The 22,776-nt window shown below is 71.7% G+C and carries 23 protein-coding genes; all 23 read right to left on the bottom strand.

Annotated features, from left to right (window positions below):
- Positions 1 to 11: 11 nt before the first annotated feature.
- The 23 genes from ABZZ17_RS17245 to ABZZ17_RS17135 all read right to left on the bottom strand — a co-directional run bounded on the left by ABZZ17_RS17245 (position 12) and on the right by ABZZ17_RS17135 (position 22,769).
- Complete coding sequence (locus ABZZ17_RS17245; protein WP_356876761.1) at positions 12 to 353, bottom strand: nuclear transport factor 2 family protein; 342 nt, start codon at positions 351 to 353, stop codon at positions 12 to 14.
- Between the two features lie 14 nt (positions 354 to 367).
- Complete coding sequence (locus ABZZ17_RS17240; protein WP_356876759.1) at positions 368 to 1,867, bottom strand: ATP-binding protein; 1,500 nt, start codon at positions 1,865 to 1,867, stop codon at positions 368 to 370.
- Complete coding sequence (locus tag ABZZ17_RS17235) at positions 1,864 to 3,126, bottom strand: MFS transporter (RefSeq protein ID WP_356876757.1); 1,263 nt, start codon at positions 3,124 to 3,126, stop codon at positions 1,864 to 1,866. Before ABZZ17_RS17235 ends, ABZZ17_RS17240 begins: the two co-directional genes overlap by 4 nt.
- 36 nt (positions 3,127 to 3,162) lie before the next feature.
- The gene (locus ABZZ17_RS17230) at positions 3,163 to 3,987 is read right to left on the bottom strand and encodes an FAD binding domain-containing protein (RefSeq protein ID WP_356876755.1); all 825 of its coding nucleotides are present in this window, start codon (positions 3,985 to 3,987) and stop codon (positions 3,163 to 3,165) included.
- Positions 3,984 to 6,443 carry a xanthine dehydrogenase family protein molybdopterin-binding subunit gene (locus ABZZ17_RS17225; RefSeq protein WP_356876753.1) on the bottom strand — a complete coding sequence of 820 codons (2,460 nt, stop codon included), beginning with the start codon at positions 6,441 to 6,443 and terminating at the stop codon, positions 3,984 to 3,986. Before ABZZ17_RS17225 ends, ABZZ17_RS17230 begins: the two co-directional genes overlap by 4 nt.
- Positions 6,440 to 6,961, bottom strand: coding sequence for a (2Fe-2S)-binding protein (locus ABZZ17_RS17220; RefSeq protein WP_356876751.1), 522 nt, complete (start codon positions 6,959 to 6,961; stop codon positions 6,440 to 6,442). Before ABZZ17_RS17220 ends, ABZZ17_RS17225 begins: the two co-directional genes overlap by 4 nt.
- Complete coding sequence (locus ABZZ17_RS17215) at positions 6,952 to 7,563, bottom strand: NAD(P)-binding domain-containing protein (RefSeq protein ID WP_356876749.1); 612 nt, start codon at positions 7,561 to 7,563, stop codon at positions 6,952 to 6,954. The genes ABZZ17_RS17220 and ABZZ17_RS17215 overlap by 10 nt, the downstream gene beginning before the upstream one ends.
- Before the next feature lie 36 nt (positions 7,564 to 7,599).
- Positions 7,600 to 9,084 carry an aldehyde dehydrogenase family protein gene (locus ABZZ17_RS17210; RefSeq protein WP_356876747.1) on the bottom strand — a complete coding sequence of 495 codons (1,485 nt, stop codon included), beginning with the start codon at positions 9,082 to 9,084 and terminating at the stop codon, positions 7,600 to 7,602.
- Between the two features lie 36 nt (positions 9,085 to 9,120).
- On the bottom strand, positions 9,121 to 9,861 hold the full coding sequence (locus ABZZ17_RS17205) for a type 1 glutamine amidotransferase domain-containing protein (protein WP_356876745.1): 741 nt from the start codon (positions 9,859 to 9,861) through the stop codon (positions 9,121 to 9,123).
- Positions 9,862 to 9,931: 70 nt separating this feature from the next.
- On the bottom strand, positions 9,932 to 10,678 hold the full coding sequence (locus tag ABZZ17_RS17200; protein ID WP_356876743.1) for a MinD/ParA family protein: 747 nt from the start codon (positions 10,676 to 10,678) through the stop codon (positions 9,932 to 9,934).
- The gene (locus tag ABZZ17_RS17195) at positions 10,678 to 11,937 is read right to left on the bottom strand and encodes a SpoIIE family protein phosphatase (RefSeq protein WP_356876741.1); all 1,260 of its coding nucleotides are present in this window, start codon (positions 11,935 to 11,937) and stop codon (positions 10,678 to 10,680) included. Before ABZZ17_RS17195 ends, ABZZ17_RS17200 begins: the two co-directional genes overlap by 1 nt.
- The gene (locus tag ABZZ17_RS17190) at positions 11,919 to 12,374 is read right to left on the bottom strand and encodes an anti-sigma regulatory factor (protein ID WP_356876739.1); all 456 of its coding nucleotides are present in this window, start codon (positions 12,372 to 12,374) and stop codon (positions 11,919 to 11,921) included. Before ABZZ17_RS17190 ends, ABZZ17_RS17195 begins: the two co-directional genes overlap by 19 nt.
- A gap of 36 nt (positions 12,375 to 12,410) precedes the next feature.
- Positions 12,411 to 12,722, bottom strand: a complete 312-nt coding sequence (locus tag ABZZ17_RS17185; protein WP_356876737.1) for an STAS domain-containing protein — start codon at positions 12,720 to 12,722, stop codon at positions 12,411 to 12,413.
- Positions 12,723 to 12,748: 26 nt separating this feature from the next.
- Positions 12,749 to 14,890, bottom strand: a complete 2,142-nt coding sequence (gene glgX, locus ABZZ17_RS17180; protein ID WP_356876735.1) for a glycogen debranching protein GlgX — start codon at positions 14,888 to 14,890, stop codon at positions 12,749 to 12,751.
- Positions 14,887 to 15,237: an STAS domain-containing protein gene (locus tag ABZZ17_RS17175; protein WP_356876733.1), complete on the bottom strand. Its 351-nt coding sequence runs from the start codon at positions 15,235 to 15,237 to the stop codon at positions 14,887 to 14,889. Before ABZZ17_RS17175 ends, glgX begins: the two co-directional genes overlap by 4 nt.
- A gap of 37 nt (positions 15,238 to 15,274) precedes the next feature.
- Positions 15,275 to 17,098 carry an AGE family epimerase/isomerase gene (locus tag ABZZ17_RS17170; protein WP_356876731.1) on the bottom strand — a complete coding sequence of 608 codons (1,824 nt, stop codon included), beginning with the start codon at positions 17,096 to 17,098 and terminating at the stop codon, positions 15,275 to 15,277.
- A gap of 3 nt (positions 17,099 to 17,101) precedes the next feature.
- Positions 17,102 to 17,542, bottom strand: coding sequence for a VOC family protein (locus ABZZ17_RS17165; RefSeq protein ID WP_356876729.1), 441 nt, complete (start codon positions 17,540 to 17,542; stop codon positions 17,102 to 17,104).
- Positions 17,542 to 18,153, bottom strand: coding sequence for a DJ-1/PfpI family protein (locus tag ABZZ17_RS17160; RefSeq protein WP_356876727.1), 612 nt, complete (start codon positions 18,151 to 18,153; stop codon positions 17,542 to 17,544). Before ABZZ17_RS17160 ends, ABZZ17_RS17165 begins: the two co-directional genes overlap by 1 nt.
- A complete protein-coding gene (locus ABZZ17_RS17155) occupies positions 18,146 to 19,750 on the bottom strand; it encodes a GMC oxidoreductase (protein ID WP_356876725.1) in 1,605 nt (534 codons plus the stop codon). The genes ABZZ17_RS17160 and ABZZ17_RS17155 overlap by 8 nt, the downstream gene beginning before the upstream one ends.
- 12 nt (positions 19,751 to 19,762) lie before the next feature.
- The gene (locus ABZZ17_RS17150) at positions 19,763 to 20,143 is read right to left on the bottom strand and encodes a nuclear transport factor 2 family protein (protein WP_356876723.1); all 381 of its coding nucleotides are present in this window, start codon (positions 20,141 to 20,143) and stop codon (positions 19,763 to 19,765) included.
- Between the two features lie 4 nt (positions 20,144 to 20,147).
- Positions 20,148 to 20,603: a nuclear transport factor 2 family protein gene (locus ABZZ17_RS17145; protein WP_356876721.1), complete on the bottom strand. Its 456-nt coding sequence runs from the start codon at positions 20,601 to 20,603 to the stop codon at positions 20,148 to 20,150.
- A gap of 13 nt (positions 20,604 to 20,616) precedes the next feature.
- A complete protein-coding gene (locus tag ABZZ17_RS17140) occupies positions 20,617 to 21,048 on the bottom strand; it encodes a nuclear transport factor 2 family protein (RefSeq protein WP_356876719.1) in 432 nt (143 codons plus the stop codon).
- Positions 21,049 to 21,125: 77 nt separating this feature from the next.
- Positions 21,126 to 22,769, bottom strand: coding sequence for a thiamine pyrophosphate-binding protein (locus ABZZ17_RS17135; protein ID WP_356876717.1), 1,644 nt, complete (start codon positions 22,767 to 22,769; stop codon positions 21,126 to 21,128).
- Between the last annotated feature and the right edge of the window lie 7 nt (positions 22,770 to 22,776).

The raw sequence follows: 22,776 nt of genomic DNA, 5'->3' as shown, positions 1-22,776 counted from the left end.
CGAAAGGACCCTCAGCCGCCGAATCCGGCGGTCTGGCGCCAGATCCGGCCATCGCGGACGACGAGCGTCCCGAACGCGTGCTCCGGTTCGCCGTTCAGGTTCATGATCGCCCGGTAGAAGATGGTGTCCTCGGTTTCGATGTACTCCTGGAGTTCGACCAGGGTGGGCTTCACGGTGAGATATCCCGTGAACGTCTCGCGAACGGCGTCGATGCCCACGGAAGCGCCCTCGAAGCGCAGCAGCACGGCGTCGTCGGTGTAGTTCTTCATCACCGCCTCGATGTCCAGGGCGGCCAGCGCCTCCATCTGGCGGACGAACACGGGGTGCAGCTTGGAGATGTCGTACGTGGCCATGCTCGACTCCCTTTTCAGCGGGTGGCGGCGCCCCGGTCGGCGGCGCCGCCGGTGACGGAACTGCTGGTGGCGGCCGGTGCGAGCGGCAGCCGGACGACCATCCGGGTCTCCCCCGGACGGGACCGGGCCGTGATCGACCCGTGGTGGCGCTGGGTCACGATCCGGTAGCTGAGGTGCAGCCCCAGGCCCGTGCCCTTCCCCACGTCCTTGGTGGTGTAGAAGGGTTCGAAGATCCGCGGCAGGACCTCTTCCGGGATGCCGCGGCCGGTGTCGGTGATCTCCACGACCATGCAGACGCCCTCGGCCCGGGCACGCAGCGTGAGTACGCCGGCGCCTTCCATGGCCTCGGCCGCGTTGTCGACCAGGTTGGTCCACACCTGGTTCAACTCGCCCGGATAGCCCGTCAGTTCGGGCAGTTCCGGCTCGTACGTCCGCACGATGGTGATGCCCGTCAGCTTGGACTTCAGCACGACCAGGGTGTTCTCCAGGCCGTCGGTCACCGCGAAACGCTGCTCGGGGGCCCGGTCCAGATTGGCGTAATCCCGGGTGGCCGACACGAGTTGGGAGATCCGCGGGCCGGCCGCGCGCAGCTCGGCGGCCAGGGAGCGGGCCTCCAGCAGGGCCGCGAGGTGGTCGAGGGCGGCGGGCAGGGCGGCCGCGCCGATCCCCTCCAGCCGTTTGCGCAGCCAGGGGAGGTCCAGGCCGAGGTCGGAGGCGCCGGAGCCCAGCAGTCCGGCGTGTCCGGCTCCGGTCTCCGCGGCCCAGTCCGCGATCTCCTCCTCCGCGTCGGCCCGCTCCAGCGGGTCGCTGGTGGCGGGGGGCCCGAGCGCGTCGAGCTCCCCGGCCAGCCGGTCCAGTACGGTGCGCTCCGCGCCCGAGGCGGCCGCGCCCCACGCCCGGGCGGTGCGGGTCAGCCCGTCGAGGGCGGGCACGAGTTCCTGCGCGGCGCGGGCCACGGCGGCGGCCGGGTTGTTCAGTTCGTGCGCCAGACCGGCGGCCAGGGTGCCGAGCGCTTCGACGGTGGCCCGCTTGCGGGCCTGCACCTCGGAGGACTTGATCCGCCAGGCCAGTACGGGAAGCAGGACGGCGGCCACCCCGTGGCAGCGGGTCAGCATCTCGAAGAACACCGGCTTCGGGTAGGCGACGACGGTCGTCGCCGGCCCGCTCGCCGCCGCGGTGGCCACGTAGGAGCCGTCGGTCAGCAGCGGCAGCTCTCCGGTGAAGCGGTGCGCGGCGGCGGGTTTGCCGTCGTGGTCCTCGGCGGCGGCGCCGTCCTCCTCGGTGGAGTGCCGGGTGAGCACCTCCTCCCTGCCGTCGACGACCTTGGTGACGAGCAGGCCTCCGGAGAGCAGCACGTGGAAGCCCGTGGCCTCCTCGCCGTCGCGGAAGAGGACCTCCCCGTCGGCCAGGACCCGGGGTTCGGAGACCGCCACCAGCCAGTCCAGCTGGTCGTCGGTGATCGCGGCGAAGAGCTCCAGCTCCCGCAGGGCGGACCTCAGCAGGGCCGTGTTCACGGCGTGCTCCCCTCTGCCCTGGTGCGGGCGGCCAGTCGCAGGGTCGCGAGCAGGGCCAGCGCGCACACCCCGGCGACGGCGGCCATGAAACCGACCGAGGTGCGGTGCAGTCCGTGGATGTTGGTCAGCATTCCGGCGAGGACCGCCGGGACGCTCATGGCCAGGTACGCGAAGACGTAGACGGCGGCGGTGAGTTCGCCGCGGTGTTCGGGTGCGGCGAGGGCGCTCAGCGCCCGGAAGGAGCCGAGGAAGGCGGCCCCCCAGCCGGCGCCGAGGACGGCGGTCGCGCCGAGGAACAGGGACGCCGAACCGAGGCCGAGGGCGAGCAGGACCAGGCCGAGCCCGGCGAGCAGGCCGAGCAGCCCGAGCACGGCGGTTCGCAGCGCCCCGGTGCGGCCGAGCAGCAGCTGGGCGCCGGTCGCGGCGCCCGCGAGGAGGGCCACGGTCGCCCCGCCGGCGAGGTGGTTGGTGCTGCCGAGCAGGGACAGGGCCAGGTGCGGTCCGAGGGAGAGGTAGAACCCGCCGACCGACCAGACGGCGACGATGGTCAGCACGAGCACCGCGAACCGGCCGCGTACGGCGGCGGGCACCCGGATCCGGTGCGGGACGACCCGGAAGCGGCCGCCCGCGCCGGGAGCGCTCTCACCCATCCGGACCACCCCGGCCAGGACGACCGCGAAGGCCCCGGCCAGCAGCAGGTAGCTCAGTACGGTCGGCGCGGGCGCGTACTGGACGAGGAGGCCGGCGCCGATGCCGCCGAGGCCGATCCCGACGGTCGGTCCCGCGCTGTTGACCTGCGCTCCGAGCGCGGGCCGCGCCCGGGGGGCGAGTTCCAGCAGGGCGGCTCCCATCGCCCCGGTGGCCAGGCCCACCGCGAGGCCCTGCACGGCGCGGGCGGCGAGCAGCAGGCCGAGGCCCTGGGCGGCGGCGAACAGGCCCATGGAGACGATCGCGAGGACCAGTGCGGCGCCGAGGACGGGCCGGCGGCCGAGGGTGTCCGAGAGGGAACCGAACAGCAGGAGTCCGGCGAGCACGGTGACGGCGTACAGGGCGAAGACCACCGTGATCGTGCCGGAGGACAGGTCCCACTCCTGCTGGTAGAGCACGTAGAGGGCGGAGGGTACGGAGGAGGAGAGCATCAGCAGGACCAGGACCGCGCCCACCACCCGGAAGCCGGATGGTCCGGTCCCGGCGGCGGCCGCGCGGGCGCCTCGGTGCACGGTGTCTCCCCTGGTCGTCGTCTCGGTCGGTTCGGCCACGGCGTCAGCTCCACTCCCCCCGGGGACCGGGCGGCGTCAGGCGGGGGTGCGGACGGCCCTCGCCAGGGCGCGGGCGGTGAGCACCCCCGCGAGGTGGCCGAGGTATTCGGCCGAGGTGCCGCGCCCGGGGACGAACCGTTCCCGGGGCTCGGCGCGGAAGGCCGCGAGTACGGCCTCCGTGTCGTACGGGCCGTCGCGCAGCCGGTCCTCGACCCCGCGCAGGCGCAGGGCGCGCCGGGTGGCTCCGGTGACGGCGATCCGCGGCCCGTCGGGGGTGATCCGTACGGCGGCGGCGCACAGGGGGTAGCGGGTGGCGCGGTCGGCGGTCTTCTCGAAGGCGGCGGCCGGGCCGGCGGCGGGCACCAGCAGGGCGGTGACCAGTTCCCCCGACGGGACGCCGGGGGCGGTGAGGTCCTCGGCGGGTACGGTGCGGAGCCCGCCGGGCCCGGCCAGTTCCACCGTCGCGCCGGCGGCGAGGGCGGCGACGGGCAGGTCGGTGGGGCGGCCGGTGACGGCGAGGTTCCCGCCGACGGTGCCGAGGTTGCGGACCTGCGGGTCACCGTTGGCGCGGGCGGCGGCGGCCGCCTCGGGTGCCCCGGCGAGCACGAGCGGGTCGGCGGCGAGCGCGGCGAGGGTGGTGAGGGCCCCGATCCGGATCCCGTCGGCGGTCCGCGCGATGCCGCGCAGCTCCTCCAGGTGCCGTACGTCGACCAGGAGGCGGGCCGTCGTGGCGCCGGTGCGCAGCTCGGGCAGCAGGCTCTGGCCGCCGGCGAGCACGCGGGCGCCGGGGTCGGCGGCGAGCAGGGCGAGGGCCTCGTCCAGGCCGGCGGGCCGGACGTAGTCGAAGTCGGTGAGGATCACTGGTCTTCTCCTCGCAGGCGGCGCCACACCTTCTCGGGGGTGAGGGGCATGTCGATGTGCCGGACGCCCAGGTCGGAGAGGGCGTCGACGACCGCGTTGACGACGGCGGCGGCGGGCGGCACGGTGGCGATCTCGCCGGCGCCCTTGGCGCCGAGCGGGTTGTGCGGGCTGGGCGTGACGGTCTTGTCGAGGGCGAAGAAGGGCACGTCGGCGGCGCGCGGCAGGGCGTAGTGGCCGAGGTCGGAGCTGATGAGCAGGCCGTTCTCGTCGTACTCGGCGGCCTCCATGAGAGCCTGTCCGAGGCCGTGGACGATGCTGCCCTCGATCTGCCCGTGGACGATCTTCGGGTTGCCGATGTTCCCGGCGTCGTCGACGGCGGTGTAGGCGACCACCTCGGTCTCGCCGGTGAGTTCGTCGACCTCGACGACGGCGACGTGGGTGCCGAAGGGGTAGTTGAAGTCCGGCGGGTCGAAGTGGGTGGTCTCGTCGAGGGCCGGTTCGATCTCCAGGGGCAGGCCCCAGCCGTACCACATGGCCATCGCGAGTTCGGCGAAGGTCTTGGCGTTCTCCTCGTTGCCCGCCTCGTGGACCTTGCCGTCCGCGTAGACGGCCTTGTCCTCGGGGATGCCGAGGAAGACGGCTCCGGCCCGGACCAGTTTGGCCTTGATCTTCCGGGCGGTGAGGGCGACGGCGGGCGCGGCCATGCTGTAGGAGCGCGAGCCGTAGGTGCCCTGCCCGTACGGGGCCTTCTGCGTGTCGCCCTCCAGCACCTGGACGGTGTCCGGGTCGATGCCGAGCTCGTCGGCGGCGACCTGGGCGAAGACGGTTCCGTGGCTCTGGCCGGTGGAGGCGGAGCCGACGGTGACGGTGACCTCGCCGGTCGGGTGGACACGGATGTTGGCGCTCTCCCAGGTGCCGCCGAGCATGCCCTCCTGGGACATCCGGGTGGAGGGGCCGACCCCGCAGATCGCGACGTAGGTGGCGATGCCGACGCCGAGCCGTTTGCCGCGGGCCCGGGCCTCGGTCTTGCGGGCGGGCATGTCCGCGTAGCCGGACAGCTCCAGCGCCCGGTCGAAGTTCAGCTGGTAGTTCCCGGAGTCGTACGTCCAGCCGAGGCCGTTGTCGTACGGGAACTTCTCCTTGGGCACCAGGTTCTTGCGGCGTACGGCCGCCGGGTCCATGCCGATCTCGCCGGCGTAGCGGTCGACGAGGCGTTCCATCAGGAAGGCGGCCTCGGCCCGTCCGCTGCCGCGCTGGGCGCCGAGGGAGACGGTGTTGGTGAAGGCGGCGTAGACCTCGCAGAAGGCCGCGTCGATGTCGTACATGCCGCTGATGGAGCGGCCCATCAGGGCAGTGGCCACTCCGGGACCGATGGTGGAGGGGTAGGCGCCGAGGTTGGCGTAGCTGGTGCAGCGCACGGCGGTGATGCGGCCGTCGCGGGTGCCGGCGAGGGTGACGTGCTGGCGGTGGTCGCGGCCCTGAACGGTGGAGTTCATCAGTCCGGTGCGGGTGTCCACCCATTTCACGGGCCGGCCGAGGGCCTTGGAGAGCAGCAGCACGAGCGCCATGTCGGGGTACAGGTAGCCCTTGGTGCCGAAGCTGCCGCCGACGGTCGGGGCGATCACCCGGAGCTTGTTGAAGGGGATCCCGAGGACCAGCGCGGAGAGCAGGAAGCGGTGGTTGTGGGGGCCCTGGGTGGAGGCGTAGAGGGTGTAGTCGCCGGTGCGGGCGTCGTAGTCGCCGACCGCTCCGCGGGGTTCGATGGGGCTGTTGATGGTGCGCTGGTTGACCAGGTCGAGTTCGACGGTGACCTCGGCGGCGGCGATGGCCGCGTCGGTGCGGTCCTTGTCCCCGCAGGTCCAGTACGCGTTCAGGTTGCCGGGTACGGCTTCGTGCAGCTGGGGCGCGCCCTCGGCGAGGGCCTCGTCGGCGCGGGTGACCACGGGCAGCGGGTCGTAGGCGACGGTGATGGCGGCGAGCGCGGCGGCGGCCTGGCGGGGGGTCTCGGCGACGACGACGGCGACGGGGTCGCCGACGTGCCGGACGGTGTCCCCGCTCAGCACCGGGCGGGATCCGGGCAGTCCGTAGGGGTGGGGCGGGAAGTGGCTCTCGACCCCGCCGGGTATCCAGATGCAGGGCAGCGGCATCACGTCGGTGAAGTCGGCGGCGGTGGCGACCTTGAGGACGCCGGGCAGCCGCTCGGCGGGCCCGGTGTCGATGGAGAGGATCTTCGCGTGGGCCACGGTGCTGCCGAGGATCGCCATGTGCGCGGTGCCCGGCAGGTCGATGTCCGCCACGTACGTCGCCTCGCCGCGCAGGAGCTGCGGGTCCTCGCGGCTGTCGAGCGGCCGTCCCAGTACGCCCGCCCGGGCGGGCGCCGCTTCGGTCGCGGCTTCGGTTCCGGCTTCGGCCGTGGCCGTGGCCGTGGCCGTGGTTTCCCCCGTCACGATGGTCATCTCGCCGCTCCCTCCTGCCCGGGCGTGCCGGCCGCCGCCCCGGCGGGCGCGGCGGGGGCGCAGGCGCGCTGCACGCCGCGGACCACGCTGTGGTAGCCGGTGCAGCGGCACAGGTTGCCGGTGAGCCATTCGCGGATCTCCGGTTCGGTGGGGGGCTCGCCGCCCGTGGTGTTCTCGACGAGCTCGCCGAGGGCCATGACCATGCCCGGGGTGCAGAAGCCGCACTGGGTGCCGTGCTCCTGGCGCAGTGCCTCCTGGAGTGCGCTCAGTTCGCCGCCGGGGGCGGTGACGCCCTCGATGGTGGTGACCTCGGAGCCGGCGGCGGCCGCGGTGAGGACCAGGCAGCTCTTGACGGACCGGCCGTCGAGGCGGACCACGCAGGTGCCGCACTGGCCGGTGTCGCAGCCGACCTTGGTCCCGGTCAGTCCGAGTCCGTCGCGCAGCCGTTCCACGAGGAGTTCGCTGGGACGCGCCGAGAACCGTTCGGGTCTTCCGTTCACGTGCAGTGTCAGATCCATGCGAGCGCCTGCGCTTCCGTGAGCGGCCGGTTGAAAAGGGGCCCGCCGGGCTGCTGGAGAATTCCTCCGGAATGCAGCGGGCCGGTGTCGACGGCCACGAATCCGAGATCCGTGATGATTCCGGCGACGATTTCCTTCGCTTTCGGGTCGTCGCCCGCCGTGAAATGCGCCAGGCGCTCGCCCGGTGCGGTTCCGGCGACGGCGAGGGTTTCGAAATGCATGGTGTTGAGGGATTTCACGATCCGGGCGCCGGGATACCAGTCGGCGACCAGTTCGCTGGAGCCCCGGCCGCCGGGAGCGGGGGCGGGCTCTCCGGGGGCCGGGAACGCGTTGGTGGCGTCGATCAGGACCTTGTCCTGGACGACGTGCGGCGGCAGCAGTCCCCGGACACCGGCGAACGGCACCATCAGCACCAGGAGGTCGGCGCGGCCGGCGGCTGCGACGGGGTCCGCGGCCTGCGCCGCCGGGCCCAGTTCGGCCAGCAGGGGTGCGAGCGCGCGCGGCCCGCGGGCGTTGGCCAGGACCACGCGGTGGCCCGCCGCCACCATGATCCTCGCGAGGGCCGAGCCGATCCGGCCGGTGCCGATGATGCCCGTCTGCATGGAGGCTCCTCAGTCGCTCGTCCGGCGCGGCCGGCGTCAGTCCATCCCGATCCAGACCGACTTGGTCTGGGTGTAGCTCTCCAGCGACTCGGGGCCGCACTCGCGGCCGTAGCCGGAGGCCTTGTAGCCGCCGTAGGGCACGGCGGGGTCGTACTGGTTGTAGCAATTCACCCAGACCGTGCCGGCCTTGATCTGGGACGCGACCCGGTGGGCCCGCCGCAGGTCCTTGGTGTGGACCCCGGCGGCGAGGCCGTACGCGCTGTCGTTGGCGATGCGCACGGCGTCCTCCTCGGTGTCGAAGGGGATGATCGACAGGACGGGGCCGAAGATCTCCTCCTGGGCGATCCGCATCCCGTTGTCGACGCCGGTGAAGACGGTCGGCAGGAAGTACAGGCCCTGGCTGGAGGCTCCTTCGGGGGTCCAGCCCGTGCCGCCGGTGCGCAGCACCGCGCCTTCCTTCTCGCCGACCTCGATGTAGGAGCTGACCTTGTCGAACTGGCCGCGGTGGGCCAGTGGGCCGAAGAGCGTGGCGGGGTCGCGCGGGTCGCCCGGCTTGAGGGCGGCGGCGCGCCGGACGAGGCGTTCGACCATCTCGTCGTGGACGGGGCGGTGCAGCAGGAGCCGGGAGCCGGCGGTGCAGATCTCGCCCTTGTTGTAGTAGATGCCGAAGAAGGCGAGTTCCTCGGCGGCGTCGAGGTCGGCGTCGGCGAAGACGATGTTGGCGGACTTCCCGCCGAGTTCCATCGTCACCTTCTTCAGGGTGCCGGCGGCCTTGCGGATGATGGACTGGCCCACGACGGTCGAGCCGGTGAAGGCGATCTTGTCGATGCCGGGGTGGTCGGTGAGGGTCTCCCCCAGTTCCACGCCGGGGCCGGTGATGACGTTCAGCACGCCGTCCGGGATCTCCGCCTCCTGGAACAGTTCGGCGATCTTCAGCGCGGTGAGCGGGGTGGCCGGGGAGGGCTTGTGGACGACCGTGTTGCCGGCCGCGAGGGCCGGGGCGATCTTGGTCATGGACAGCAGCAGCGGGAAGTTGAACGGGGTGATGGCGCACACCACTCCGAGCGGTTCGCGCAGGGTGTAGGCGAGCTGTCCGCCGGCCGGGGCCCGGGAGGAGCCGTCGACGCGGGTCACCGCGCCGGCGTAGTAGTGCATGAGCTGGGCCGCCATGGGGGCGTCGACGGTGCTGGAGAACGCGAACGGCTTGCCCATGTCCACCGTCTCCAGCAGGGCGATCTCCTCCAGGTCGCGCTCGATGAGCTCGCCGACCCGGTTCAGCCGCAGAGCGCGCTCCTGGGCGGAGAGCCGGCTCCACGGGCCTTCCTCGTACGCCGTGCGCGCGGCCTGGACGGCCGCGTCCGCGTCGGCCGCGGCCGCCTGCGCCACCGGCACGATCTCCTGGCCGTCCACGGGGCTGACGTCCGGTTCGGTACGGCCGTCCCGGGCGGGGACCCACTGGCCTCCGATGAACAGTTTCCCGGGGTTGGCCAGGGGCTGGCCGCTGAGCTCGCGCTTGGTCATGGCTGACCTTCCGGTGTCGGGTGCGGTGCGGGCTCGCTAGCCCTGCGGGAGCTGGGTCAGGAACGTTTCGGCGAGGGCCTTGGAGGAGTACGGGTTCTGGCCGGTGGTGAGCCTGCGGTCCACGACGACGTGCGAGTCCCAGATCGCTTCGGCCTTCTCGTAGCGGGCGCCGAGTCTGGTGAGTTCGGCCTCCAGGATCAGGGGGAGCCGGCCGGCCATGTTGGTGACCAGTTCCTCGCTGTGCGAGAACGCGGTCATCCGGTAGCCCTCGAAGGGCCAGCGGCCCTCGCCGTCGCGCAGGGCGAGGAGCGCGGTGTGGCCGTGGCAGACGGTGGCCAGCGGCTTGTCCTGGGCGATGGCCCAGCGCAGCAGCTGGGCCAGTTCGTCGGACTTGGGCAGGTCGCCGATGGCGCCGTGGCCGCCGCTGACGTAGATGCCGTCGTATCCGGCGACGTCCTTCTCGCCGAGGGATTCCAGGGCGATCGGCTGCTTCAGCTGGGGGGTCTCCTCGATCACGCGGACGTAGGCGGCGGCGTTGGCCGCGTCCTCGTCGGGCGAGCCCTCGGGGCGGACCCAGCGCAGGAACTGCGGGTCGATGCTGGTCTGGTCGACCGTGGGGGCACGTCCCCCGATCGTCGCCACGTCCACGGTGTGGCCGGCGGCCCGGAAGACCGTGTAGGGAACGGCGAATTCCTCGGCCCAGAATCCCGAGGGGTGCTGTTCTCCGTCCAGCAGGTGGAGCGTGGCCTTTGCCGTCATGACGACGAGTATCTTCATGACCGTTCTCCTTGTTCTGGATTCGCTGCCGATTCAACACGCCCCCTGCTGGGGGCGTAAGGGGGTGGCGTCAGGCGCGCGATACTTCGTCACGTGCGTCCAGCGCCGAAAGGATCGCGCGGAATTCACCCACCAGGGGGTGGCCGGGGTGGGCGTCCACGAATATGCGCTCGCCGTACAGCGCCGCCATTTCCGGAACGTACGGAAGTACTCCGGCCAGGGGTGCACCGTAGACGTCCTCGGCCCTGCGGCGGACGTCCTCCCGGTCGATGCCTTCGGGCGCCATGCTCAGGACCAGGACCCGCCGGCAGGCGAGCCGTCCGACGAGGGCGATGGTCTCCTCCACCCCGGAGAGGTCGATGCGGTCCGCCCGGGCCATGATCAGGACGACGTCGGCGCTGCCCATGGCGGTCACGGACTCGTTGTTCAGCCCGGCGTGCGTGTCGAGCAGCAGCACGTCGAGCGCGTGGTGGCGGGCCAGCCGGTCGAAGCCCTCGGGGAGCAGCCCGACGTCGTAGCCGGTGGTCATCAGCTCGCGCAGCGCGGCCGTCCCGGTCCGGGCCGGTACGAGGTACAGCCCCGGCACGCCGGTCCGCCGGGCCGCGGTCTCGATCTCGCAGCGGCCGAGCAGGTAGTCGGCGAGCGAGCCGGCTCCGGGCGGGAGCCCGAACAGCAGGTCCAGGGTGGGTGACTGGAGGTCGGTGTCCACCGCGCCCACGCGGTGTCCCCCGGCCGCGAGGAGCAGCGCGAGGTTCGCCAGCACCGAGGACTTGCCGGTGCCGCCGCGGTGCGAGTGCACCACGATGGTCCGGGTCATCAGGCCACCACCCGGTGGCCCGGTCCGGTCGCGTGCGGCCCCCGCGCCGCGCGTGGCCGGTGCAGGGCCAGCATGGTGACGTCGTCGTGCTGTTCGGCGGTGCCGGTGTGCTCGCGGACCGCGAGGTCCATCCGGTCGACGACGTCCTTGCCACTGGCCGGGGGCCCGCCGAGCAGTTCCAGCATCCGCTCGTCGCCCAGGAAGCTGCCTTCGGGACAGCGGGCCTCGGGCACTCCGTCGGTGAACACGAAGAGGGTGTCGCCGGGGTTCACCTGGGCGTAGCCGAGGGTGTAGACGCAGTCGGGCAGGACGCCGACGGCCGGTCCGGTGACGTCCAGCGGCCGGGGCAGGCCGCCGTCGCCGCAGAGCAGGAGCGGCGGGTTGTGGCCGCCGTTGATGTAGACGAGGCTGCCGGTGAGCGGGTCGAGCACGCCGAAGAAGAGGGTGGCGAAGTAGCCCTGCCGCAGGTGGTTGCGGGTGAGGTAGCCGTTGGTCGCGGTGACCGCGTTGAGCAGCGGGGTGGCGCCGACGACCGGGGTGCGGCGGCTGCCGCCGGTACGGCTCGCGGCCATCAGGTGCTGGAGTCCGCTGTTCTCGGCGGTGTGGCGCAGCAGGGAGCGGATGAGGGCCATGAAGAGGGCGGCGCCGACGCCCTTGTCGCAGACGTCGGCGACGACGACGGCCAGGCGCCGGCCCCGGGAGAGCTCGAAGACGTCGTAGAAGTCCCCGGCGACCTGCCGGGCGGGCCGGAAGCGCACGTCGATTTCCCAGCCCGCGGGGACGGGCAGCGATTCGGGCAGGAAGCCGGCCTGGATCTCGCGGCCGATCTCCAGTTCCTTCTCGTATCCCATGAGTTCGGCGCGGGCGTCGGCCTCGCGCAGGGTGCGGCCGAGTCCGGCCCGTTCGGAGCAGCTGTGCAGGCGGGCGCCGACGAGGGCGGGCAGGAAGGGCGGTACGAGGTAGTCGTGGCCGAGGCGGACGTGCCGTTCCAGGGCGGTGAAGTCCCCGGCGGTCCAGACGACCACGATGGGGGCCCCGGCCCAGCGCCGCAGCCTGCGGACGGCGGTCCGTACGGCCTCCCCGTCGGTCTCGGCCGGGGCGAGCAGCACGTCCGCGACGGGCAGTACCTCCAGCGGGCCCTCGTGCAGCTGGGCCAGCGTGCGGGTGACGAGTTCCGCGTCCATCGACCGCAGCGCGTCGAGCAGTTCGCGCGGCGGGGGCGGGTGCTCGTCGAGGATGATCACGATCGTGGAGGGCATGGGTCCGTCCCCTCGGCCTTCACAGTGAGCGTGCTGATGTTGCGGCCGTCGCTGCGTGCGTAGGCGTACTCGTCCACGCTGGTCAGTGCCAGGTGGATGCCGAGGCCGCCGACCCGCCGCCGGTCCGGGGGAACCCCGGGGGCGGGGGGCAGGCGGCCCTCGACGGGGTCGAACGCGGGGGCGGTGTCCTCGATGACGATCCGCACCCCGTCGGGGCCGGAGCGGCCGCGGACGGTGATCCGTCCGTCGCCGCCCCGGTACCCGTGCATGACGATGTTGGTGGCCAGTTCGTCCACGGCCAGCCGGATCCGGTAGGCGGCCGACTTGCAGAGGCCCGCCCGGCCGGCCAGCCGCAGGACGAACGCGGCGATCTCGCCCAGTGCCTGCACCGTCGCGGGCACCTCCAGCACGGCGGGCTTCCTCGCCAGTTCGACCATGTCGTTCACCGGGGCCGGCCGGGGCGGGCCGCGGACTCAGCCATCGGCGAGCAGGATGCTGCGGTCCAGCCCGGCCGTCCGGATGGTCCGGGAGACGGGTTCGATGGCTCCGACCACCTTGATGGTGACGTGGTCCGCCACCTTCTGCTGGGCGAAGACCAGGGAGCGCAGTCCGGCGCTGGCCATGTAGCCGACGCCGGCCATGCGGATCTCGACGGTGCTGGTGCCGTGGCCGGCGGCCTTCTCGATGGTGCGGTGGAAGTCCGGGGCGGTCTTGGCGTCCAGCTCGCCCGTCAGCTCGATCACGGTGGTGTCGCCCTCGATGCTCAGGGACACGGAAAGCGGCATGTCAGGTCTCCTTCGGTCGGGGCGTCTCAGGCGTCCCGGGGTTCGGGGTCGTTCGCGCGGCCCACGAGGATCACCACCGAGCGCGGGCCGATCAGGTACTTGCCGGCGTTGTCCAGTTCCCGTTCCGCTCCGGGGCTGCGGATGTCGTGCGGTGCCCCGGCTCCGGTGTCGGCGAACAGGTGCCAGCTGCGGCCGCCGGGGAGCGCGGGCAGTTCGAGGTCGTGCGCCTCCCAGTGGGCGTTCATGGCCACGTACACGACGTCGTCGTCCCCGGTGCCGCAGCGGGCCACCGCGATCAGCCGGCTCTCGGAGGACCAGTCGGGCTGCCAGGCGCGTTCCCCGTGCCAGCTGATGTCGGGCAGGCCGAGGCCGTCGCGGAGCCGGCCGGTGGGGTGGGAGGTGGAGCGCAGTTCGCGGTGGCGGCCGCGGAAGGCGATCATCTCCCGGGTGAAGCGCAGGAGTTCGGCGTTCTGGTCGACCTGGTCCCAGTCGAACCAGGACAGTTCGTTGTCCTGGCAGTAGGTGTTGTTGTTGCCCTGCTGGGTGCGCGCGACCTCGTCCCCGGACAGCAGCATCGGGATGCCCTGGCTGGTGAAGAGGATCGCCAGGGCGTTCTTCATCTGGCGCAGCCGCAGCGCGTTGACCTCCGGGTCGTCGGTGGGGCCCTCGGCTCCGCAGTTCCAGCTGGCGTTGTCGTTGCCGCCGTCGTTGTTGCCCTCGCCGTTGGCCTCGTTGTGCTTGTCGTTGTAGGAGACGAGGTCCGCGAGGGTGAACCCGTCGTGCGCGGTCAGGAAGTTGACCGAGGCGGAGGTCCCGCGGGTGGAGTACAGGTCGGGCGAGCCGGCGATCCGCGTCGCCAGTTCGCCGGTGACTCCGGGGTCGCCCTTGAGGAAGCTGCGGACGGTGTCGCGGTACTTGCCGTTCCACTCGGCCCAGCGGCCGTACGCCGGGAAGTTGCCGACCTCGTACAGTCCGCCCGCGTCCCAGGCCTCGGCGATGAGCTTGGTGTGCCGCAGGACGGGGTCGAAGGCGAGCAGTTCCAGCAGCGGCGGGTTGGGCAGCGGGGTGCCGTCCAGGTCCCGGCCGAGGATGGCGGCGAGGTCGAAGCGGAATCCGTCGATGTGGTAGTCGGCGACCCAGTGGCGCAGGCAGTCCAGCACGTAGTTGCGCACGACGGGGTGGTTGCAGTTGACCGTGTTGCCGGTGCCGCTGAAGTTGAAGTAGTACCCCTCGGGCGTGAGCATGTAGTACGTGGCGTTGTCGAGGCCCTTGAAGGAGATGGTCGGGCCCTGCTCGTTGCCCTCGGCGGTGTGGTTGAAGACGACGTCGAGGATGACCTCGATGCCGGCCGCGTGCAGGTCCTTGATCAGGGTGCGGAACTCGTCGCCCTGCATCCCGTAGCGTCCGGTGGCCGCGTAGCCGGCCTTGGGCGCGAAGAAGGAGACGGTGTTGTAGCCCCAGTAGTCGTAGAGCTTCTCGCCGGTCTCCGGGTTGCTGCGCGGGTTGTCGCTCTCGTCGAACTCGAACACGGGCAGCAGTTCGATGCAGTTGATCCCGAGTTCCTTCAGGTACGGGATCTTCTCCCGCAGTCCCGCGAACGTGCCGGGGGCGGTGACCCGCGAGGAGGGGTGCCGGGTGAAGCCGCGCACGTGGGCCTCGTACACGACGAGGTCCTCGGCGGGGATCCGCAGCGGGGTGTCGTCGCCCCAGTCGAAGTCCTGGAGGCAGACGCGCGAGCGGTACTGGTAGCCGCGGCTGTAGTCCGGCTCCACGCCCCACACGTCGCGGCCGGCGATCAGCCGGGCGTAGGGGTCGGAGAGGATCTGCCGGGCGTCGAAGCGGTGCCCGGTGGCCGGGTCGAAGGGGCCGTCGGCCCGGTAGCCGTACTCGATGTTCTCGTGGTCGAGGCCGAAGACCGTCATGGCGAAGACGCTGCCGGTGCGGAACTCCTCGGGGAACTCCAGTTCGGCCATCGGCTCGGGCTCTCCGCGCTTGAAGATGACCAGGGTCATGGAGGTGGCCCGGTCGGAGAACACGGAGAAGCTGACCCCGCCGGGGACCACGTTGGCCCCGAACGGGAACGGTTTGCCGACGCGGACCCGGTACCCGCCCACCTCGTGGGTCGGGTATGCGTCGACGCGCAGGACCTGCTCGGAACGGTCGCTCATCGCACGGCCTTCGCCTTGGCCTTGGCCGCGGCCACCGTGGCCTCGCCGGTCTCGAAGAAGTCGAGGAAGCCGGTGGCCGACATGACGAACCGGACTTCCTCGCTCACCCCGTACAGGGTGACCGCGACCCCGGCGTGCTGCGCCTCGCGGTAGACCACGAGCAGCGTGCGCAGGCCCGCGCTGGAGACGTAGGTGACGGCGGTGAGGTCGATCTTCAGCGGCTTGTCCTCGCGGACCAGCGGCAGGAGTGCCTGGAGCAGGGCACCGGAGGTCTCGCTGTTGATCTCGCCGGTGGCGACGAGCACGGTGCCCGTCTTGTTCCGGCGTTCCTTCACGTTCAGTGTCATTGCATTCCCCTCTGGTTGGGGCGCCCCCCGTTGAGCGCTACTTCTTGGTCACGGGCCGGAGCCGGACCTTGACCCTGACCCGTCCCCGGACGTCGGGGAGTCGGACGGTGAGCCCGTCCGCGTCGTACTCCTCGTACGGCTTCTCGTCGATCTCCACGGACGCGATCCGCACCGAGCCCGCGGGCAGCAGGTCGGGCGAGACGCGCAGGACGCGGTCCGGCAGGCCGGCCGGGTCGGGCTGGAAGTGGAAGTCCATCTCCCGGCCGTTGACGAGCAGGTTGTTGTAGACGGCGGCGAGGTAGCAGAGCTCCGCCGAGTGGTACATGGACATCGAGTGGCTGCCCTTGAGCCGTTCCGTGCCGAGCAGGTACGGCGTACCGGCGGCGAGCACGTTGAAGTAGACGGCTCCCTCGTCGTGGTCGAGGAAGAAGGTGTTGTAGAAGGCCTCCGCCTGCCGGGCCTCGCGCAGGTTCGCGTCGCCGCCGACCGTGCCGTTCAGGATGAGGTAGGCGAGGATCGCCTGCTCCTGCTGCCACCAGGCCTTGCGGTCGTGCCAGGCGAAACGGTGGGTCTCCTCGTCGCCGCGCTTCACCCGCTCGACCACGTCGTACCAGCCGCCGCGCTGCACGTCGCTGCCGACGGCCGGCATGATCTCGCCGATCTTCCTGGCCAGCTCCTCGTAGGCGGGCTTGGCCTTCAGCGAGTTCATCCGCATCAGGTTCCAGGCGATCTTCAGGTTGTGCCCGACGACCGCCCGGTTCTGCTGCCAGCTGTGGGTGGTGTCGTGGGACCAGTCGCGGTTGAAGCGTTCCTGGACGAAGGGGCTGTTCTCGTAGTCCGGGAACTTGTCCGCGATGGTGTCGAAGGTGTACTCGAGGAAGTCGGCGTACTTCTGCTCGCCCGTCGCGAGGTACAGGTTGATCAGGTAGGCGGGCGCGTGGTCGCCGACCGAGTTCCAGTTCTTGCGCTCGGCGTTCTCGCCCAGCGACTCGTGGTCGGCGCTGAAGAGGATCGGGTCGATGTGCGAGTAGTAGCCGCCCTGGTCCGGGTCCAGGAAGAACTTGTCGAAGAGCCGGATGGTGGCGTCGGCGTCGTTCTTGATCCGCACGTCACCGGTGACCCGGTAGGTCTGGATCGGGCCGGCCAGCGCGTAGATCTGCTCGTACATCGGGATGGCGTCGTAGTCGTCGGAGAACTCCGAGGTGAACAGCTTGCGTTCGCTGTCCCCGTCGACGCTGATGCCGTGGTACCAGAAGACCACGTCCTCCTCGCTGTCGACGACCCGCATGTGCTTGCGCAGGTACTCGGTGCCGCGCTCGGCGACCTCCAGGTACTCGTCCTTGCCGGTCAGCAGGTAGGCCGAGGCCATGCCGTAGACCAGGCGGGAGATGGTGTCCGTCTCCTGGACGTGGCTGGCGGTCTTGTCGCCGCCGAGCCGGATCTCGGTGCGGTACTCGGTGAAGTCCACCGGCCCGTCACCGAACTGCGCCCGCTTGTAGAAGTCGGCGAGCGACTCGATCTGCTTGATCCACCAGCTGGGCTCCTCGAAGCGGTAGTCCTCCGCTCCTCGGCCCAGGAAGACCAGCCGCTTGGCCTCGAACCGCCCGCCCCGCTCCGGGTAGTGGATCCCGTGGACGAACAGGAAACGGCCGGGCGAGAGCATCTCGTCGATGTGCCCGGAGGCGTCGACGTACGGCTCGTCGAGGTTGCGCACCAGCTCGGCGCTCGGGTCGCCGCCCAGCGAGATCCCGAACTCGCGGCCGTCGGAGGTCTTCAGCCTCAGCAGCCGGGCCGCCGAGTCGAAGCGGACGACGTAGCCCGCGATCGTGTCGGAGAAGGAGAAGTTCACGGCGTCAGCCATGGGTCACACACCGTCCTTGTCGTGAGAGCGGTCGTCCTCGTATCCCTGGCTGACCTCGACGATCACCCCGTCGGGGTCGCGCAGCCACACGGTCCGCCAGCCGCAGATGAAGTCGTCGAAGTCCAGCGGCCCCAGGGTCACCTCGGCCGCGTCGCCCAGGTCCGCGAGGAAGGCGTCGACGCTGCCGGTCTGGAAGGCGAGGTGGCGGATCCGGCCCGGGGCCTGCGGTCCGTCGTCGTGCGCCGGCCGGGCGGGCCCCTCGGCGGCGGCGAAGAGCTCCAGGTACGCGTCCCCCTTGCGCAGGAACACGATCCGCGCCTCGCCGAGGTCCACCACCCGGGCCCGGGAGAAGCCGAAGTACCGGGTGTAGAACTCCTCGGTGGCCTTCTGGTCCGCGCAGTTGAGGCCCACGTGCGACCAGCGCGGTCCGTCCGCGTCCGCCATCAGCCGGCCCCCCTGCCCCGGCCGGCCGCGACCAGGTCGATGATCCGGCGGGCGAAGAGGTGGTGGTGGGCGCCGGTGCGGCCGGTGACGAGGTCCCCGTCGACGACCACGTCCTCGTCGACGTACTGGGCCCCCATGTTCCGCACGTCACCGATGAGGTTGTTGTGGCAGACGACCTTGCGGCCGCGCACCTTGCCCGGGATCGAGGAGGCCAGCCACATGCCGTGGCAGATGATCCCCTTGAGGACGGTCGGTTCCTCGAAGGCCCGGCGCAGCAGCTCGGTGGCGGGCGCGAGCACGTCCACGTCCTCGGTGTACCGCAGCCGGTCGGCGACCATGCCGGAGGGCACGATCAGGGCGGAGTACCGGCGCAGGGCCTCGTCGCTCAGCCCCTCCAGGGAGCGGTCCGCGGTGAACGGGGCCCGGTACTCGTGTCCGGAGAAGGTGATGGACCCGTTGCCCCACAGCCGGGTCAGGAAGTCGACCTCGGCGCCCTCCTCGGCGAACCGGCTGCGGTAGTAGAAGATCTCCGGCTCGTAGAAGTCGCTCTCGACCAGGACCGCGATCCGGGTTCCGGTCAGCGCACCCTCGCGCAGGACGGCGTCAGGCACGGGACACCCCCTTCAGGAAGTCCGCCGCTCGCTCGGCGATCATCGCGATGGCGGTGTGGCAGTTGCCCGACGGGACGGCGGGCATCACGGAGGCGTCGACGACGCGCAGGTTCCGCACGCCGTGGACCCGCAGCTCGGGGTCGACGACGGACAGGTCGTCGAGGCCCATCCGGCAGGAGCCGGCCTGGTGGTGGTAGCTCTCGGACTTCTGCCGCACGAAGGTCCGCAGGTCCTCGTCGGAGACCGTGTCCGGCCCCGGCTGGAGTTCCTGCTTGTACCAGGGCGAGAAGGCCGAGGTCGCGAAGATCTCCCGGGCCACCTTGACGCCCTGCACCATGCGGTCGAGGTCCCACCGGTCGCCCAGGTAGTTCGGGTTGATCAGCGGGTGGGCCAGCGGGTCGGCGCTCGCGAGCCGGATCCAGCCGCGGGAGACGGGCCGTACGACGCCCGGCAGGATGGACACCGTGTTCGGGTGGTCCCGGCCGACGATCACGTCGAAGGGCACGTGGACGAAGGCGATCTGTAGGTCCGGCGCGGGCAGCCCGGCCCGCGAGGACAGGAACAGAGCGCTCTCGGAAAGGTTCTGGGCGGGCGGCGGGAGCTCCTGCGTGACCTCCGCCATGAGCCCGGTCAGCACGTGGTTGTGGAAGTTCTCGCCGACCCCGGGCAGGGCCGCGGTGACCCCGATGCCGTGCTCGCGCAGCTGCCCGGGGTGCCCGATGCCGGACAGCAGCAGCAGCTTCGGGGACTCGATCGCCCCGGCGGCCACGATCACCTCCCGCCGGGCCCGTACGGTGTGCGTCCCCGGCGCCCCGGCGCCGCTGTGGCCGTCGCGCACGGTCCGGCCGGGGAACTCGGCCGCGGGCCGGAGCTGTACGTACTCGACACCGGTGCAGGCGTCCCCGTCGAAGAGCAGCCGGGTGCTCTGCGCGCTGGTGCGCAGGGTCAGGTTCGGGCGGGTGAGGGCCGGTTCCAGGTAGGCGGCGAGGGCGCCCTGGCGGCGGCCGTCGGCCACGTCGATGTGGTGCCAGCCGGTGCCGAAGAGGCCGCCCCGGGGGCCGTCGGTGTTGAAGTCGGCGATCTCCCGGTGGCCCAGTTCGACGGCCGCGTCGATGAAGGCGCGGGAGGCGGGGCTGGGCCCGTGCCGTCCGGCGTGGGTGACGCGCTGCGGGCCGGCGGTGCCGGTGGTGGCGGCGGTGACGTCCTCCTGGGCCTCCAGCCGGGCGAAGTAGGGCAGGACGTCCTGGTGGGACCAGCCGGCCGCGCCCTGGTAGGCCCAGTTGTCGAAGTCCGAGGCGTGGCCCCGGACGTGCATCATGATGTAGAGGTTGCTGCTGCCGCCGGGGGCCTTGCCCCGCGGTTCGTACGTCCGCCGGCCGTCGAGGCCGGGCTGGGGGACGCTGGTGTAACCCCAGTCGACGGGCCCGCCGAGCAGCTTGTACCAGGAGGACGGGTCGTCCACCTCGGGCGGGATGCGGGAGCCGCCCGCCTCCAGGACCAGGACGGAGACGTCCGGGTCCTGCGAGAGGCGGCCGGCGAGGACGCTGCCGGCGGTGCCGGAGCCGACGATCACGTAGTCGTACTGTTCCGTGGCCACGATCGCTCCCCCTCAGCCCTGGCCCAGCACCTGGAAGGGGACGGTGTCGTGGTGGTTCGCCATGTAGGCGATCCGTCCGTCCACGATCCGGAAGAAGTTCATGACCTGGGCCTCGATGGCCTCGCCGGAGGGGCTGACGGCGCTGAGGTGGGAGACGGCGGCGGCCTTCTCCCCGTCGACGAGGAAGTGCACCGGCTCGTTCCGGAAGACCCGGTACATGCTCCCCATGCCCTTCATCATCGAGCGCAGGGTCTCCAGGCCCTCGATGTGTCCGGCCAGCTGTTCGTCCATGACCTGGTCCTCGGCGAACAGGTCGCACCAGCGGTCCCAGTCCCCCGCGTTGGCGTACTCGTAGTACTTGGTGAGGATCTCGTGGGCGTCCATCGCGTTCATCCCCCTATCGGTCCCTGCGGGTTCCGTCCGGCGCGAAGGGCGCCCAGAAGCGGCTGAAGGCGGCCGCCGAATCGCCGAAGAGCCCGTCGCGGCCCTCGACGATCCGGCCGTCCCGCCACCGCATGAAGTGGAAGACCGGGTAGTCCATCCGCTCGTACGGGGAGAGGCTCGCGGGGTCGGCGCCTTCGCGCAGGGCCACGTTGCGGCACACGTCGGCGCTGCACCCGTCACCGACGAGGACCGCCTCCAGGTCCATGCGGAAGGTGCCGCCCGTGAGCTTGTGGGTCTGCCCCATCAGCTCCAGGAAGGCGTCGAGGCTCTCGTACCAGCCGGCCAGGGGGTGGTTGCCCGGGACCAGCCAGCGCAGGTCCTCGGCGTAGTACTCCAGGATGCGCGCGCGGTCGCCGGAGCCGAGGGCGCGGTAGGCCGCCCCGACCCGCTCGCGTGTCACTTCGGTCATCGTCGCCGCCCCCTCAGAGCGAGCCCGAACCGGGCATCGGCGCCAGTTCGTTGACGGTGTACTGCTTGATCAGCGGGCCGTCCGGGCCGGCCACCAGGGTCCAGGTCTGGTCGGCGTCGAAGCCGAGCCACTGGCTGCGGGCGGCCGGCGGGTCCCAGATCTTGGCCTGCCAGTTGACGAGGACCCGGACGATCGCCCGGTCCCCCTCGACGACGGGCTCGACCTTGGTGACGGTGTGCACCTCGTCGAAGAACCGGTGGGTGACGGCCGCGTACCAGCGGCCGAATCCCTCGTGTCCGAGGAAGGTGTCCTCCGGGACCTCGAACTCCAGGTCCTCGGTGACGAGCGCGAGCACCTGGTCCAGCGGCAGGTGCCGGTCCAGGGCCGCGTACCAGTTCTCGGTGAACGTGCGGATCGCGTCCTCGGTCAGCCGCTCGGCGGGCATGCGGTCTCCTCCTGTCCGTCGGTGTCGCTCGGTCGGTTCCGGTGCCGCCGGTGGCGGCGCCGGGTGCGGGGGGCCGGTCAGATCTGGACGTCGACGAGGTACGGGCCGGGGTGGTCGAGCATCCGGCCGACGGCGGCGACCGCCTCGTCCGGCTTCTCCACGCGGGTGCCGTCGGCGCCGAGCGCCCGCGCCAGCCCCGCGAAGTCGATCTCGGGGTGCGAGAGGTCGAAGGAGCCCGGGAAGCGGTGCTCGGCGATGTCCCGTTCCCGCCAGTACTGGGCGATGTTGTCGTCGAGCAGCCGGTACTTGCGGTTGTTGCAGACCACGAACTTGGCGTCGATGCCGTGCCGGACCGCGGTCCACAGCGCCTGGTAGGTGTACATCGCCCCGCCGTCGCCCGCGAAGCCGACGACGAGCCGGTCCGGGCGGGCGAGCTTCGCGCCGACCGCCCCCGGGAAGCCGACGCCCAGTGATCCGCCCCGGGTGAGGTGGTAGTCGCCGGGGCGTTCCGGGGGCAGGTGGCGGGTGACCAGCGGGGAGGTGGTCAGCGCCTCGTCGAAGACGATCAGGTCCCCGCCGGTGCGCTCGGCGAGCGTGCGCAGGAAGACGGCCATCGGCGTGCCGTCCTCGTCGGGCTGCCGTGCGGCGCGGGCCCGTTCCCGGGTCCGCAGGTCCAGCCGGGCGGCCGCGGCGGCCCGCCGGGCCGGGGTGAGCCGCTGTTCCAGTACGCCGGCCAGCGCGCGCAGCGCGTGCCGCGGATCGGCGGCCAGCCCGAGGTCCACGGGGTGGTTCTTGGCGATCTCGTAGGCGTTGAGGTCGATGTGCACGACCTTCGCGCCGGGCCGGAAGGGGCTCTCCAGTTCGGGGAACACCTCGGGGAAGACGTAGGTGCCCACGATCAGCACCCCGTCCGCCGCGCCGATCAGCTCCTTGCTGTGCGGGCCGAACATGTGGCCCGTCTGGCCCCGGCGCAGCGGGTGGGAGGCCGCGATGTTCACCTCGGAGGAGTCGACCTCGTACACGTCGGCGCCCAGCAGCTCGGCGACGGCGACGAGTTCGGCCTGCGCCCCGGAGAGGGCGACGCCGTCGCCGACGAGGACGACGGGCCGTTCGGCTGCGGCCAGCAGTTCGGCCGCCCTCCCCACCGAGGCCGGTGAGGGCGCCACGTCGGTGAGCGGCACCGTGGCCGGCAGGACGGGTTCGGAGTTGAGCTCGTCCAGCACGTCCATGGGCAGCGCGACGAAGACGGGGCCGCGCGGCGGGGTGAGGGCGATCTTCACGGCCCGCCTGATGGTGCGCAGCACGGACCGGGGGTCGGTGACCCGGGTCGCGTACTTGGTCACGGGCCTGGCCATCGCCACCAGGTCGCAGGCCATCTGCGCGTCCATGGCGTCGTAGCGGACGCCCGCGTCGCCGGCGACCACGACGAGCGGGGTGTGGCCGCGCAGGGACTGGTAGAGCATCCCGATGCCGTTGCCCAGTCCCACACCGGAGTGCAGCTGGAGCAGGGCGGCACCGCCGGTGGCGCGGGCGTAGCCGTCGGCCACGCCCGCGGCCACCGTTTCCTGGAGGGCGAGGACGTACCGGAAGTCCGCCGCCGCGTCCGCCGCGTCGAGGAATCCCTGTTCCACCGTTCCCGGATTTCCGAACATCACCTTCAGGCCGTCGGCCTTGAACTGCTCGATCAGCCTTTCCCGTCCGGGAGTGGCTTCGGCTTTCATGGAACTC

The sequence above is a fragment of the Streptomyces sp. NPDC006512 genome, assembly GCF_040611935.1.
Lineage (GTDB): Bacteria > Actinomycetota > Actinomycetes > Streptomycetales > Streptomycetaceae > Streptomyces.
The sequence above is the reverse complement of the archived record's forward strand: the minus strand, read 5'-3'. Positions and strand labels throughout refer to the sequence as shown.

What these genes read in the sequence shown, in the direction of transcription:
- ABZZ17_RS17245 (WP_356876761.1), bottom strand. Translation starts at nt 353, where the DNA reads ATGGCCACGTACGACATCTCCAAGCTGCACCCCGTGTTCGTCCGCCAG.
- ABZZ17_RS17225 (WP_356876753.1), bottom strand. Translation starts at nt 6,443, where the DNA reads ATGACCATCGTGACGGGGGAAACCACGGCCACGGCCACGGCCACGGCC.
- ABZZ17_RS17220 (WP_356876751.1), bottom strand. Translation starts at nt 6,961, where the DNA reads ATGGATCTGACACTGCACGTGAACGGAAGACCCGAACGGTTCTCGGCG.
- ABZZ17_RS17215 (WP_356876749.1), bottom strand. Translation starts at nt 7,563, where the DNA reads ATGCAGACGGGCATCATCGGCACCGGCCGGATCGGCTCGGCCCTCGCG.
- ABZZ17_RS17210 (WP_356876747.1), bottom strand. Translation starts at nt 9,084, where the DNA reads ATGACCAAGCGCGAGCTCAGCGGCCAGCCCCTGGCCAACCCCGGGAAA.
- ABZZ17_RS17205 (WP_356876745.1), bottom strand. Translation starts at nt 9,861, where the DNA reads ATGAAGATACTCGTCGTCATGACGGCAAAGGCCACGCTCCACCTGCTG.
- ABZZ17_RS17200 (WP_356876743.1), bottom strand. Translation starts at nt 10,678, where the DNA reads ATGACCCGGACCATCGTGGTGCACTCGCACCGCGGCGGCACCGGCAAG.
- ABZZ17_RS17195 (WP_356876741.1), bottom strand. Translation starts at nt 11,937, where the DNA reads ATGCCCTCCACGATCGTGATCATCCTCGACGAGCACCCGCCCCCGCCG.
- ABZZ17_RS17190 (WP_356876739.1), bottom strand. Translation starts at nt 12,374, where the DNA reads ATGGTCGAACTGGCGAGGAAGCCCGCCGTGCTGGAGGTGCCCGCGACG.
- ABZZ17_RS17185 (WP_356876737.1), bottom strand. Translation starts at nt 12,722, where the DNA reads ATGCCGCTTTCCGTGTCCCTGAGCATCGAGGGCGACACCACCGTGATC.
- glgX (WP_356876735.1), bottom strand. Translation starts at nt 14,890, where the DNA reads ATGAGCGACCGTTCCGAGCAGGTCCTGCGCGTCGACGCATACCCGACC.
- ABZZ17_RS17175 (WP_356876733.1), bottom strand. Translation starts at nt 15,237, where the DNA reads ATGACACTGAACGTGAAGGAACGCCGGAACAAGACGGGCACCGTGCTC.
- ABZZ17_RS17170 (WP_356876731.1), bottom strand. Translation starts at nt 17,098, where the DNA reads ATGGCTGACGCCGTGAACTTCTCCTTCTCCGACACGATCGCGGGCTAC.
- ABZZ17_RS17165 (WP_356876729.1), bottom strand. Translation starts at nt 17,542, where the DNA reads ATGGCGGACGCGGACGGACCGCGCTGGTCGCACGTGGGCCTCAACTGC.
- ABZZ17_RS17150 (WP_356876723.1), bottom strand. Translation starts at nt 20,143, where the DNA reads ATGAACGCGATGGACGCCCACGAGATCCTCACCAAGTACTACGAGTAC.
- ABZZ17_RS17145 (WP_356876721.1), bottom strand. Translation starts at nt 20,603, where the DNA reads ATGACCGAAGTGACACGCGAGCGGGTCGGGGCGGCCTACCGCGCCCTC.
- ABZZ17_RS17140 (WP_356876719.1), bottom strand. Translation starts at nt 21,048, where the DNA reads ATGCCCGCCGAGCGGCTGACCGAGGACGCGATCCGCACGTTCACCGAG.
- ABZZ17_RS17135 (WP_356876717.1), bottom strand. Translation starts at nt 22,769, where the DNA reads ATGAAAGCCGAAGCCACTCCCGGACGGGAAAGGCTGATCGAGCAGTTC.